Here is an 11,463-nt window from a genome sequence, read left to right as displayed (position 1 = left end):
GTGTTGCGGGGCTGATGAATGCCTATCGCGCGGGCAATGTGAATCTGACGAATGCCGTGGGGGCAGGTATCGCCGATGACAAGGCGATCTATACCTATGTGCCTGAAATGGTGAAGTTCTATCTTGGCGAAACGCCGATCCTGAAGAACGTGCCGACCTGGCGCTGCAGCGAGAAGGATGATGCCGCCTATGTGCTCGACAATCTCGGCGAGCTTGTCGTGAAGGAAGTTCATGGTTCGGGCGGCTACGGCATGCTGGTGGGTCCAAAGGCCACGAAGGAAGAGATCGAGGCCTTTCGCTTGCGGGTGAAGGCGGCGCCGGAGAAATACATCGCGCAACCGACACTTGCGCTTTCCACCTGTCCGACGTTTGTCGATGAAGGTGTGGCACCGCGGCATGTCGATCTCAGGCCGTTTATTCTCTCGGGGCGGGAAATCCGCGTCGTGCCGGGTGGTCTTACCCGCGTTGCCATGCGTGAAGGATCGCTTGTCGTCAATTCGAGCCAGGGCGGCGGCACCAAGGACACATGGGTGCTGAAGGATTGAGGCGATGATGCTCTCGCGTACCGCAGACAGTCTCTACTGGATTGCCCGTTATATGGAGCGGGCGGAAAATCTCGCGCGTACCCTGCGCGTGACCGACCGCCTGTCGCTGATGCCGTCGGGTGCCGATTCAGATGGCAACGAATGGCACTCGACCGTCGTTGTGTCAGGCTGCGAGCAGGGCTTTTACGAAAAGTACGATGAGGCGACGCCGGAAAACGTCATCTCCTATCTTGCATTCGATGCCGAAAATCCCTCGAGCATCCGCACCTGCATCGAGACGGCAAGACGCAATGCGCGCGCGGTGCGCACGGCGCTCACGATCGAGCAATGGGAGTGCCTCAATTCAGCCTGGCTTGCGCTGCCCGGCTGGAACGAATCCCGCGTCAGAGGCAGCGGCCTTCACCGTTTTCTCGACTGGGTGAAGGATTGCTCGCTGCTCTTCACCGGCGGCACGGTTGCCACCATGCTGCGGCGTGACAGCTACTACTTCACGCGGCTCGGCACCTTCATCGAGCGAAGCGACAATACGGCGCGCATTCTCGACGTGAAATATCACGTGCTGTTGCCCGAACATGCCGAAGTCGGCGGCGGCATCGACTATTACCAATGGGCGTCCATCCTGCGGGCCGTTTCCGGATATCGCAGTTACAACGCTGTCTATCGCGAGGGCCTGAAGCCCTGGCTGATTGCCGAGTTCCTCATCATGCGCGAGGAGATGCCGCGCTCGCTCATCAGTTGCGCCGCAGAAATTAAGGAATGTCTCGACCGGTTGGGTGAGGAATACGGGCAGCGCCACGAATGTCACCGGATCGCGGGGCAGATTTATTCGCGGCTCAGATTCGGCAAGATCGAGGATGTCTTCCGGCAGGGGCTGCATGAGTTTCTGAGCGATCATATCGATCAGAACAACAGGCTCGGATTGGAGATCAGCAGAAGTTACCTTTTGGGATAGACTGCACCCATGCGAATCCGGATCAGCCAGCAAACAAGCTATCGCTACGCGGCCCCCGCCAATTATTCCATGCAGGTGCTGCGTGTGCGCCCCCGCGACAACGGGAGCCAGAAGGTTCTTTCCTGGAGCCTTTCCGCGCCTCACTTCGCCAATGTAACGCAGGGTGAAGACGCATTCGGCAATGCGCTCGACACGCTTTATGTCTCCAGCCTTCACAACGAAGTCACGCTGACCATTTCGGCGGAGGTCGAGACGGTCGATACGGGCGGGGTCCTGCACGGGGCGTATGAGCCGTTTGAGCCTGCCTTCTTTCTGCGCGAGACGCCGCTCACGGCGCCCGATCCTGCGATCGAGGCGCTGGCGGCTTCTGCTCTTGCGAGTTCGGATGGATCGCTGCTCGATCTTGCCCACAGGCTGATGGACAAGGTGCGCGATGCCGTCGATTACCGGATCGGCGAGACCCATCCCGAAACCACGGCTGCCGAAGCTCTCGCGCATGGATATGGGGTCTGTCAGGACCATGCCCATGTATTCATCGCGGCAGCGCGTCATGCGGGGCTGCCCGCGCGCTATGTCAGCGGTTATCTCTGGGACCCGCGCGATACGGAATATGAGGCTAGCCATGCATGGGCCGAGGTCTATATTGATGGCCTTGGCTGGGTCGGATTCGACGTCGCCAACCGTATCTGCCCGACGGATGCGCATGTCCGCGTCGCTTGCGGCCTCGATTATCTGGAGGCTGCTCCGGCGCGCGGGGTCCGGCGCGGCGGAGGCGTGGAAACGCTTGAAGTGCGTCTCAGGGTCGATGCCGGCGCCGCTCAGCAGTAAGGTGGCCGGTGCAAGGTGAGTAAGGACCGGGGGCAACCCGGCAATGTCTGGAGACTTCGATGACCTATTGCGTCGCGCTTCGGCTGGAAGCCGGCCTTGTCATGCTGGCGGACACGCGCACAAATGCAGGTGTCGACAATATTTCGACCTTTCGCAAACTGACCGTTATCGAACATCCCGGTGACCGGGTGATCGGGCTGATGACGGCGGGCAATCTTGCCGTCAGTCAGGCCGCGATCAACATGGCGACCGAGCAGGGCGTGCGGGTGCGCGGATCGGAAGAACCGGAAACGCTGCATACGGTGCCTACCATGGTTCGAGCCGCGCAGCTCATGGGCGAAGCCGTGCGCGAGGTTTACCGGATAGATGGTCCCTCGCTCGAAGCGCAGGCGGGGGATTTCAACGTCTCAATCCTGATGGGCGGACAGATCGGCAATGGCGAGATGCGCCTGTTCCAGATCTATTCGGCGGGCAACTATATCGAGGCGACCGAAGACACGCCCTATCTTCAGATCGGGGAGCACAAATATGGCAAGCCGATCATCGACCGGGCGCTCACCTATGACACCCCGCTAGGCGACGGGCTGAAGCTCGCGCTGATCTCGATGGATTCGACCATGCGGTCCAATCTTTCGGTCGGAATGCCCATTGATCTCATGGTCTATCGCCGCGGGTCGCTCAAGGTTGCGCTGCAGAAGCGCATCAAGGATGAGGACGAATATTTCAAGGGTTTGCGCCGTTCCTGGTCCGATGCGCTGACCCAGGCCTACCGCGCCATACCGGGGCCGGGCTGGGATTTCTAGAAAGCTTATCCCCGCCCCCTCCGGCCTGCTCCAGACTGTCCGCATCTTCATGCGGGTAAGGAGCAAGGCCTATGTCCATGATCGAGAGGAAAACGAGCTTCCAGCCGACAGGGGCGGCCGGATGGCCGATCTGTCTTATGCCTCACTGGCGCGGCGGTGCCCCCGTTCAGGCAAACTGGTGGCACAGGGAAGCCCTGCTGGCCAGTGATTTTCTGAAGGGGCGTTTCATGCGGGGCGGCACGGAAGTGGCGGCGGCGGAGCTGCTTGCCACCACGCGCGCCTCGAGCATCTCCCTGCCGGACAATAGGGGTGTCCTTCAGGCACTCGGCATCAACGCCCTGCCGCAGACGACGCGCGGGCTTTTCCCGAACGGGCAGGTCACGAACCTGATCCGCTACTCGGAAGACCTGACATTCAGCAACTGGACCAAGGATGCGGTGACACTTTCGCCGCTCCATTATCGCTACTTCACAAAGCTGGTCGAAACCGAGGCGAACACCGTTCACGGGCTGCGCACCTCTGCCTCCGGTTCGATTGCGGAAGGTGAGGTCAGGCGGGTGTCTATGGATGTAAAGGCCGCGGGGCGAAACTCCATCTCGATCGGTGGCTATAGTTCCTTCTCGGTAGGCTCGTCGCTCTATGTGAACCTAGACGATGGCAGCTTTACCGGAGGCACGAACGCGAAGGTGACACCGCTCGGAGACGGCATCTTTCGTATAGAAACGAGCGGGGTCGGAACCGCCAACGGGACCGCCTCCGTTTCCATTCGGTTCGGAGACGTAGGTAATTATTCATACGAAGGTGACGGCGAGTCCGGTGTTCTGATAGGCCGTGTACAGATGAATGCGGGGGATTATTTCCCTTTCTATGTGCCGACGACCAGCGCGGCGGCCACGACGCTCGCTTCCGACATTCGTACAATGCCGGGCGAACGCCCGTCTGATAGTGCCGCCGAACCCTTTCCCGGATGGGAAGCGGCAGGACTGGACAATGGCTTTACGGTGCTGATGGACCTCAACTGCGCCGATGTAGCGCCGGGTACGACACGATCCCCTGTGGGCCTCTATACTGTCAATAACAGCCGTTTCATCCGAATGGAGATCGCGTCTGGCACATGGCGTGTGCGCTCCTCACCCGCAGAAGGGGCCACCAATGTCAACATGCCCGGTGGCATAGCGGGCGGGCGCATCAGGGCAGCGGTGCGGTTTGCTGACGGGGTTCTGTCGGCAACACAGACGGGTGCTGCCTCGGTTGCATCGGCTTCGGCCATTGCCCCTGCGCCGTTCACGCGACTGTATGTCGGTAACAACGCCACACTGGCGGCACCGTGGAATGACTGGATTTACGGGCTGCAAATCTGCCCGCCGCTTTCCGATGTGGAGCTTCTTGACTGGGTGAACGCATGACAATGCACAGCTATGTCATCCGCGCCGAAAGCGAGGCCGCGCTGATCGCCTTGCTGGAGACGGCGCAGACCGGGAAAGCCCGTCCCTTCATCTTCGCGACAGAAGCGGGGAAAAGTGTCGATCCCGCCCGCATCACATTTCCGCGCCCTGAAGTCTTGGACGGGGATGAGGAGACATCGTCCGTGACGACGGGGTTCTGGGTTTGCGAAATTCGGCTTGATGCCGCCGATGCAGAGCTTGCCGCGCTTGCAGTCGCATAAAAAAGGGCGGCGCCTTGCGGTGCCGCCCTTCCACTTCGCTTGTCGGGGATCAGAAGTCGGAGAACTTCTTTCCCTCCGCGACGATCTTTTCCAGCAGCGCTGCGGGCTTGAAATCATCGCCCATCTTCGCCTGGAACTCTTTCATCTTGGCGAGCACCTTGTCCGCGCCCACCGTGTCGCCATAGAACATCGGGCCGCCGCGATAGACGGGGAAGCCGTAACCGTTGATCCAGACGATATCGATATCGGACGAGCGGATCGCCATGCCCTCTTCGAGGATCTTTGCGCCCTCGTTGATCATCGGATAGATGCAGCGTTCCAGAATTTCCTGATCGGAAATCTCACGGCGGTTGATGCCCTTCTTCGCGGCGAAGTCGAGAATGATCTTTTCCACGACAGGCGAGGGTTTCGCGTTGCGGTTCTCGTCATAGTCGTAATAGCCCGCGCCCGTCTTCTGGCCACGGCGATCCATTTCGCAGAGCACGTCACGGATCGTTTCGCCCTTCGACTTTTCCTTCGACCAGCCGATATCGAGGCCGGCAAGGTCCGACATGGCGAAGGGGCCCATTGGCAGGCCGAAGTCATAGAGAACGCGGTCCACATCCCACGGCATTGCGCCTTCCAGCACCAGCTTCTGCGCTTCGCGCTGACGCTGGGCGAGAATGCGGTTGCCGACGAAGCCGGGGCAGACGCCGACGAGCGCGGCAATCTTGCCGATCTTCTTGGCGATCTGCATGGAGGTCGCGATAACTTCCTTCGATGTCTTCTTTGCGCGGACGACTTCGAGCAGACGCATGACGTTTGCAGGCGAGAAGAAGTGGAGGCCGATCACGGCTTCCGGCCGCTTCACTGCGGTTGCAATCTCGTCAATATTGAGCGCGGAGGTGTTCGTGGCGAGGATCGCGCCCTGCTTCACAATGGCGTCGAGCTTCGCGAAGACTTCCTTCTTGATCTCCATATTCTCGAAGACGGCCTCGATGACGAGGTCGCTGTCGGCAAGCTCGTTCATGTCGAGCGTGCCTTTGAGAAGGCCCATGCGCTTCTCGACCTCTTCCATCGTGAAGCGGCCTTTCTTCGCAGAGTTCTCGTAGTTCTTGCGGATGGTCGCGATGCCCCGGTCGAGCGCTTCCTGCTTCGTCTCCACGATGGTGACGGGAATGCCGACATTGAGGAAGTTCATGGCGATGCCGCCGCCCATCGTACCGGCACCGATAATGCCGACCTTATTGACGGGGATGGTGGGCGTGTCGGCGGGCACATCCGGAATCTTCCAGACCTGACGCTCGGCAAAGAAGACATGGCGCTGCGCCGCAGACTGCGTACCCGTCACCAGTTCGCGGAAGAGCTTCTGCTCGACCTTGATACCTTCATCGAAAGGCAGGTTCACGGCTGCTTCGATGCACTGGATGTTGTATTCCGGCGCGAGGAAGCCACGGAACTTGCGGGCATTGGCCTTACGGAAATTCTCGAAGATTTCCGGCTTGCCGCGCGCTGCTTCCATCTTTTCGTTGAGATCGCGGATCTTCTTGAGAGGACGCTTTTCAGCGACGATCTTGTTGGCAAAGGCAACCGCGCCTTCGCGCAGCTTGCCTTCTTCCGCAAGCTCATCGACGAGGCCCATCTCAAGGCACTTCTTCGCGCCGACATGGGTGCCGCTCGTCACCATTTCGAGCGCCTTTTCTGCGCCGACGATGCGCGGCAGACGCTGCGTGCCGCCAGCGCCGGGGAGCAGGCCGAGATTGACTTCCGGCAGGCCGCATTTCGCGGAAGGAACAGCCACGCGGTAGTGGCAGGTCAGCGCCACTTCAAGGCCGCCGCCAAGCGCGGTGCCGTGAATGGCGGCGATGACGGGCTTCGGCGCATTTTCGATCATGGCCTGCGCGTCAAAGAGGCTCGGACCCTGCGGTGCCTTGCCGAATTCGGTGATGTCTGCGCCCGCAATGAAGGTGCGACCGTCGCAGATCAACACGATGGCGTTGACTTCCGGGTCGTCGATGGCCTGCTTGATGCCATTATTGATGCCCTCGCGCACCGGCGCGGAGAGCGCGTTCACAGGCGGTGAATTGAGAGTGAGGACGGCAACGCCGCCTTCCTTCTCAAGAGTGGTGACGTCGTTGATTTTTGTCATGGCGCTCCCTGTCTCCTGACGTTCTGGTCTTGTTGGCCGGGATTATAGCGGCGGAAGCCCCGCGCGCCAGACGGGCGCATGTGCAGGAGCGAAAGAGGTGCGGTCCGGTGCTGAACAGGGCGAGCCGCGCCCCTTGCCGCAACGGAATGCAGGTCTGTCGCCACACCGCGATGCGATGCGTAGAAAAACCACACTTCCGCTCATTATATATTTACGTCGGAGCGGGATTTTGCCGCAGCATTCGGCGCGCAGGGGTGGCAGATTTGTAGTCCTGCCGGGCGCGCATTAGATGTATGAAGATGACACTTGCGTCACTTCAGGCGGCATTCAGGAGGCCACTCAATGAGCGAGAGCCAGAAAAAAACATCAGGGCCGGACTTCACCCGTTCCAACGCCGAAATGGCGGCCAAATGGAAGATCGATGTCAATCGCGATCCGTGGTCGGTGCCGCTTGAGGATCTTGATCCCGCGCATGACGATCTTTTCGCGGCCAACAAGGCGCTTCCCTATTTCGAGCGGCTGCGGAAGGAAGACCCCGTTCATCTGAGCGAGAAGGGGCCTTATGGCCGCTATTGGTCGATCACGAAATATGAAGACATCATGTTCGTGGATACGAACCATCAGCTCTTCTCGTCCGACATGCGCAATGGCGGCATCCGGCTTGGTGGCCAGCGCATTGAGGGCGAGCCTGATCCGCTGACCTACCTGCCCATGTTCATCATGCAGGACCCGCCCCGGCACACAGAGCAGCGCAAGACCGTGCAGCCCATGTTCACGCCACAGAATCTTGCGGATCTCGAACCGCTGATCCGCGAGCGCGCAGGCCTCATTCTGGACGGGTTGCCGCGCGGCGAGACCTTCAATTGGGTGCGCGAAGTCTCCGTTGAACTTACCGGCCGCACGCTCGCCACGCTTTTCAACGTGCCGCAGGAAGATCGCCACAAGCTCATTCACTGGTCCGACACGGTGGAGCGCATCGGCGACCCGGAATATTTCGAGACGCCGCAGGATGCGTTTAAGGAACTGTGGACCTGCTATGAATATTTCGATGGTGTGTGGAAGGACCGGCTGAAGAATCCGGGCACCGACCTCATCTCGCTTCTCGCGCATAGCGAGGCGACGAAGAACATGCCGCCGAACGAATATCTCGGCAACATGCTGCTTCTCATCGTCGGCGGCAATGACACGACGCGCAACTCTATTTCGGGCGGTGTGCTCGCGCTCAACCAGCATCCGTCGGAATATCAGAAGCTGATCGACAATCCGGCGATCATTCCGAACATGGTGTCGGAAATCATCCGCTGGCAGAGCCCCGTTGCACATATGTGCCGCACGGCGATGGAAGATGTCGAAATTCGCGGCAAGACCATCAAGAAGTGGGACAAGGTTGCGATGTGGTACGTCTCGGGCAACCGCGACGAGGAAAAGATCAACCGCGCCAATGAATTTCTGATCGATCGGGAAAATGCGCGACAGCATCTCTCCTTCGGTTTCGGCATCCATCGCTGCATCGGCAATCGTGTCGGCGAGATGCAGCTTCGCATTCTCTGGGAAGAGATCATGAAGCGCTTCAGCCGCGTGGAAGTGGTGGGCGAGCCGAAATATCTCCGCTCGAACTTCATCCGTGGCATCACGGACCTGCCGGTGGTTGTCCACGGATAAACGGCCCTTCGACATGTGAAAGCCGCCCCGGGGCACCCCAGGGCGGCTTTTCGTTGGTTTGACTGACCTGTGCCGCTCCTTCGCGCCGAATTATCCGACGGCGATTTCCTTCCAGGACCCGTCGAACGGGTTTCTAGCCATCTCGAAGGGGCGATTCATGCCCATCAGAAATGGCTGCTCGACGAGCTTGAAAGAGCGTAGCGTCACGCTGGGTTTTCGCTGCCTGACCGGCTCGTTCATCTGTGTGCAGGGGCTCCGCGCGCCTGCACAAGCTGCCCCATTTTGCTCTGGCGCAGCCTTCCCCTGCCTGTGCTAGGTTGCCCGCACTGACATTCACCGAACGCAGGGAAGGGGCGCCTGTCGCCTCTCAGGACATTTGACGACCGTAGAGAAGAGCGCCGTCGGCGATATTGAAGCCATCCGCAAGGCTTTCGAAATGCGCGGCTATATCTGCAATGCGCATATCGCCACTTCCATCTTTCTGGCGGAGCAACTGCAAAAGCCGCTTCTCGTCGAAGGCCCGCCCGGCGTCGGCAAGACGGAGCTTGCAAAGGCGACGGCCGAGATGCTCGGCAAGCCGCTGATCCGTCTGCAATGCTATGAGGGGCTTGATGAAGCCAAGGCGCTCTATGAGTGGAAATATGGCAAGCAGCTTCTCTACACGCAGGTGCTGAAGGAGAAGCTCGGCGACCTCATGGTCGGCGCGAAGGGGCTGAAAGAGTCCATGGCGCGGCTGCATGATTTCGACGACACGTTTTTCTCTGAAGAATTTCTGGAGCCTCGTCCGCTTCTCAAGGCGCTGTGGGAGCCGGGCGGCGCGGTGCTGCTGATCGACGAGATCGACAAGTCGGATGACGAGTTCGAAGCCTTCCTGCTCGAGCTTCTGTCCGACTATCAGATTTCCGTGCCGGAGCTTGGCACTATCAAGGCGCGGACGACGCCGGTAGTGTTTCTCACCTCCAACAATACGCGCGAGATTGGCGATGCGCTGAAGCGGCGCTGCCTGCATCTCTATATTCCCTTCCCCGACAGCAGCCTTGAGCAGCGCATCATCGCGGCGCGCGTGCCGGAAATGGAAGAGCGGCTTCGCAAGCAGCTTGTTGCGTTTGTACAGGGCCTGCGTGCGCTCGACCTCAAGAAGCTGCCTGCCGTTAGCGAGACGATCGACTGGGCGCGGACGCTGGTTCTGCTTCATGCGCGCGAACTCGATGCCGATCTGGTTCGCAACACGCTCAATGTGTTGCTCAAGTTCCAGGACGATATCGAGAATGTCGATGGCGAGGTGAACGCGCTGGTGTCGAAGGCCGTTCAGGCAGGGTAGGGCGCGCATGAGCGAAGTCCTTGGCGATTTCATCCGCGCCCTGCGGGCGGCGGATATCCGCGTATCGACTTCGGAGTCGATTGATGCGGGCAATGTGATCGACCTTGTCGGCTTCGATGACCGGCTGACCCTGCGCGATGCGCTGTCGCAAGTGCTTGCGAAAAGCGATGATGAAAAGCGCGCCTTCGCGGATACCTTCGATTCCTTCTTTGCCTTCGACCAGTTCAAGAATCGTCCCGCCTCTGCGGTGCCGCCGTCCGATGAGGAGGGGGACCGCAACCAGGCCGAAATGGATGGCGGTGACGGTGAGGCGGGCGAGAGCGAGGAAGGCAGCGGCGGAGACAGCCAGCAGGCGGGCGGCTCTTCCACATCCGGCGGCGGCACGGGTGGCGAGCGGCAGGGTGAGGCATCGGCCCCGCGCACCGATCTTGTCTCGCTCCTCGAAAGGGGAGATCAGGCCGAGTTGCAGATGGCGCTTGCGGAAGCGGCGCGGCAGGTCAATCTCAACCGCATCCGCCTTTTCACCCAGCGCGGCATGTTCACGCGCCGCATCATGGAAGTGATGGGGCTTGATGGCCTCAATGACGAGATCGACCGGCGCGAGCGGGCGCAGGATGAAAAAGGGGCCGCGCGGCTGAGCGAAGCCCGAGACGAGTTGCGCGAACAGGTGCGCGACTATGTGGAAAAGCAGCTCGAAATCTTCACGGCAAATTCGGGCAGGCAGCTTCGCGAGGAAGTGCTTTCCAAGGTCCGCCTTTCCAATATTGATCGCTCCGACATGCGCATCATGCGCGAGCTTGTGCGGAAAATGGCAAAGCGGCTGATCGCGCTTCATTCGCGCCGCAAGAAGGTAGCGCGGCGCGGCACGCTGGATGTGCGCCGCACGATCCGCGCGAATATCGAATTTGACGGATTGCTGTTCCACACGATCTGGAAGCGCACGAAAGTTGACCGTCCGAGAGTGATGGCTGTGTGCGATGTGTCCGGCTCCGTGGCGCAGGTGTCGCGCTTCCTGCTGATGTTTCTCTACAGTCTTCAGGAAGTGCTGCCCAATGTGCGCAGCTTTGCCTTTTCGGGTGAGCTTGGAGAGACGACCGAGCTGTTCCAGCGCGAGAAGATCGAGCAGGCGCTTGCCTATGCGCTGCGTGATTTCGGCGGCGGCTCGACCGATTATGGCCGTGCGTTCGAAGACTTCGAGGCACTGGCGATGGATGATATCGACCATCGCACCACAGTGCTCATTCTCGGTGATGCGCGCTCCAATTATGGTGATCCTCGCGCCGACATATTGAAGAAGGTTCATGCCCGCGCGCGGCGCGTGATCTGGCTGAACCCGGAGCCGCGCTCCATGTGGAATTCGGGCGACAGCGAAATGCGCCGCCTAGCGCCCTATTGTGACCGGGCAATCACCTGCGCCTCGCTGAAGGATCTGGAGCGGGTCGTCTCCGACCTGCTGCGCAGCGCCGCCTGAGTCCTCCAGAAAACTCTCTGATTCCTCCTCAAGAGCCGTTCTCTTGCTAGGCAAGACAGGGCCATCTCGACTAGAATTGTGCCATTC

At 60.1% G+C, this 11,463-nt stretch carries 10 protein-coding genes; 9 read left to right on the top strand and 1 reads right to left on the bottom strand.

The features are described from left to right. From WBF74_RS08995 to WBF74_RS08970, 6 genes are all read left to right on the top strand, one after another. On the top strand, positions 1-545 hold a 545-nt coding region (locus tag WBF74_RS08995), incomplete at its 5' end, for a circularly permuted type 2 ATP-grasp protein (protein ID WP_424438386.1). 7 nt (positions 546-552) lie between these two features. Next, on the top strand, positions 553-1,497 hold the full coding sequence (locus WBF74_RS08990) for an alpha-E domain-containing protein (RefSeq protein ID WP_424438398.1): 945 nt from the start codon (positions 553-555) through the stop codon (positions 1,495-1,497). Between the two features lie 9 nt (positions 1,498-1,506). Then, positions 1,507-2,325 (top strand): transglutaminase family protein, encoded by an 819-nt coding sequence (locus tag WBF74_RS08985; protein WP_424438383.1) that lies wholly within the window; start codon positions 1,507-1,509, stop codon positions 2,323-2,325. Positions 2,326-2,384: 59 nt separating this feature from the next. Continuing rightward, positions 2,385-3,128: a peptidase gene (locus WBF74_RS08980; RefSeq protein ID WP_424438380.1), complete on the top strand. Its 744-nt coding sequence runs from the start codon at positions 2,385-2,387 to the stop codon at positions 3,126-3,128. Between the two features lie 77 nt (positions 3,129-3,205). After that, positions 3,206-4,534, top strand: coding sequence for a phage head spike fiber domain-containing protein (locus WBF74_RS08975; protein WP_424438377.1), 1,329 nt, complete (start codon positions 3,206-3,208; stop codon positions 4,532-4,534). After that, positions 4,531-4,794, top strand: coding sequence for a hypothetical protein (locus tag WBF74_RS08970; protein ID WP_424438374.1), 264 nt, complete (start codon positions 4,531-4,533; stop codon positions 4,792-4,794). The genes WBF74_RS08975 and WBF74_RS08970 overlap by 4 nt, the downstream gene beginning before the upstream one ends. Positions 4,795-4,843: 49 nt before the next feature. Here WBF74_RS08970 and WBF74_RS08965 read toward each other — a convergent pair whose 3' ends face one another. Then, a complete protein-coding gene (locus tag WBF74_RS08965; protein WP_424438395.1) occupies positions 4,844-6,913 on the bottom strand; it encodes a 3-hydroxyacyl-CoA dehydrogenase NAD-binding domain-containing protein in 2,070 nt (689 codons plus the stop codon). A 408-nt stretch (positions 6,914-7,321) separates the two neighbouring features. Here WBF74_RS08965 and WBF74_RS08960 point away from each other — a divergent pair, with 408 nt between their 5' ends. From WBF74_RS08960 to WBF74_RS08950, 3 genes are all read left to right on the top strand, one after another. Further along, positions 7,322-8,584, top strand: a complete 1,263-nt coding sequence (locus WBF74_RS08960; RefSeq protein WP_424438392.1) for a cytochrome P450 — start codon at positions 7,322-7,324, stop codon at positions 8,582-8,584. A gap of 436 nt (positions 8,585-9,020) precedes the next feature. After that, a complete protein-coding gene (locus WBF74_RS08955) occupies positions 9,021-9,905 on the top strand; it encodes an AAA family ATPase (protein WP_424438389.1) in 885 nt (294 codons plus the stop codon). 7 nt (positions 9,906-9,912) lie between these two features. Beyond that, positions 9,913-11,376 (top strand): VWA domain-containing protein, encoded by a 1,464-nt coding sequence (locus WBF74_RS08950; RefSeq protein WP_424438371.1) that lies wholly within the window; start codon positions 9,913-9,915, stop codon positions 11,374-11,376. Positions 11,377-11,463 lie beyond the last annotated feature (87 nt).

Source organism: Parvibaculum sp., from assembly GCF_049672805.1.
GTDB lineage: Bacteria > Pseudomonadota > Alphaproteobacteria > Parvibaculales > Parvibaculaceae > Parvibaculum.
Note: the sequence above shows the minus strand (reverse complement) of the source record. Positions and strands in the feature narration are given on the sequence as shown.

What these genes read in the sequence shown, in the direction of transcription:
- WBF74_RS08990 (WP_424438398.1), top strand. Translation starts at nt 553, where the DNA reads ATGCTCTCGCGTACCGCAGACAGTCTCTACTGGATTGCCCGTTATATG.
- WBF74_RS08950 (WP_424438371.1), top strand. Translation starts at nt 9,913, where the DNA reads ATGAGCGAAGTCCTTGGCGATTTCATCCGCGCCCTGCGGGCGGCGGAT.
- WBF74_RS08970 (WP_424438374.1), top strand. Translation starts at nt 4,531, where the DNA reads ATGACAATGCACAGCTATGTCATCCGCGCCGAAAGCGAGGCCGCGCTG.
- WBF74_RS08985 (WP_424438383.1), top strand. Translation starts at nt 1,507, where the DNA reads ATGCGAATCCGGATCAGCCAGCAAACAAGCTATCGCTACGCGGCCCCC.
- WBF74_RS08960 (WP_424438392.1), top strand. Translation starts at nt 7,322, where the DNA reads ATGGCGGCCAAATGGAAGATCGATGTCAATCGCGATCCGTGGTCGGTG.
- WBF74_RS08980 (WP_424438380.1), top strand. Translation starts at nt 2,385, where the DNA reads ATGACCTATTGCGTCGCGCTTCGGCTGGAAGCCGGCCTTGTCATGCTG.
- WBF74_RS08975 (WP_424438377.1), top strand. Translation starts at nt 3,206, where the DNA reads ATGATCGAGAGGAAAACGAGCTTCCAGCCGACAGGGGCGGCCGGATGG.
- WBF74_RS08955 (WP_424438389.1), top strand. Translation starts at nt 9,021, where the DNA reads ATGCGCGGCTATATCTGCAATGCGCATATCGCCACTTCCATCTTTCTG.